Annotated in this window: 1 protein-coding gene and 1 pseudogene; both read right to left on the bottom strand. The window is 65.1% G+C overall.

Annotated features, from left to right (window positions below; genetic code table 11):
• A pseudogene (locus tag AC1AV0_RS10900) lies at window positions 1-489 on the bottom strand (IS21 family transposase); the annotation flags it as partial.
• A 102-nt stretch (window positions 490-591) separates the two neighbouring features.
• Window positions 592-1193, bottom strand: a 602-nt coding sequence (locus tag AC1AV0_RS10905; protein WP_476573883.1) for a peptidoglycan-binding domain-containing protein, incomplete at its 5' end; no start/stop codon positions are given.

Consider the following 1193-nt stretch of genomic DNA (forward strand, 5'->3'; position numbering starts at 1 on the left):
GTACCGCTTGTTCGAATGCGGGAACGTGACGACCAGGCAATGGTCGTCCACCCATTCGCCCGCCAGCCGCGCCTTGGCCAGACCGAAGTCCATCTGCATGCTCCCAGGCATCCACTCCAGCTCCACGTAGCCGTCGGACGGCTCGCGGTTCGCCGCGCGCCACTCGTCCACGTAGCGCAGCACGGTGGAGTACGAGCCCGTGAACCCGTGCTCGTCCCTGAGCCGGTCGTGCACGCGCTTGGCGGTGTGGCGCTGCTTGCGTGGCATGAGACGGTCGGCCTCCAGCCACGAATCAATCAACGGCTTGTAGCCGTCGAGCACCGACTTCACCCTGCGCCTGGCGGGCGGTTTCGGCGAGCAGTCCTCCATGCCCGCCCACTTCGCGACCGTGCCCCGGTCCACACCGAGCCTTCTGGCGATCTCCGTATGCGGCAGGCCCTTCGCGTCGAGCCTCCTGATATCTTGCTGTTTGGACATGGGTATCGTCACTGTCCTTTCCTTCCCCGGGCCGGCGGCAACCGGCCCCTGGCTGCTATTGGTTTGCAACCCGGGAATCTAACAGGCAGGACGAACCCATGGCCGCTCATATCATCACGAAGATGACGATACTGCGGAAAAACAGCTGCACATCAAGCGGAAAACACCATGCCACTCCTGCCCAAAGAACATTGAACATAAACAGACCTGCGCGCCCTGGACCGCCGTCCACGACCCCACCGCCACGGATTCCTGCGGGATCCACAACGTGTCCGACAAAGACAGGGAACCGTCCGACTCGTTGCCGTTGTCGACCATCAGCTGCCGCCATCCGTCCGACGTGGCCCAGGAGAACACGTCGGACTCCGGCGCGCTGTTGTATCCCAAACGGTTCAGCTCGTTGTTCAGCGCCAACACATCCCGCCCGCGGTCGCCGGTTCTCAGGTCGCGGTACAGGGGCGTGGCCGTGGCCAACGCCACCACGGAACGCTCGCCCACCCGCATCACGCCATGCCCGGACGAAAGCCCCTGCGCCGACCAGTCCGCCGTCACCAAACCCGACGTGTTCGACAACAAGTCGCGCGCTTGCGACATCGACGGCACCAGCGTCACCTGCTGGCCGCCCGCGTACTCCTGCACGCTCGCGGGAGCGCTCGTCGTCTCGGCGGGCGCATCCAACAACGTCGGAGCCCGGTCCGGCAACCACAACGCGCACG

This window comes from Bifidobacterium sp. LH_558 (assembly GCF_056356295.1).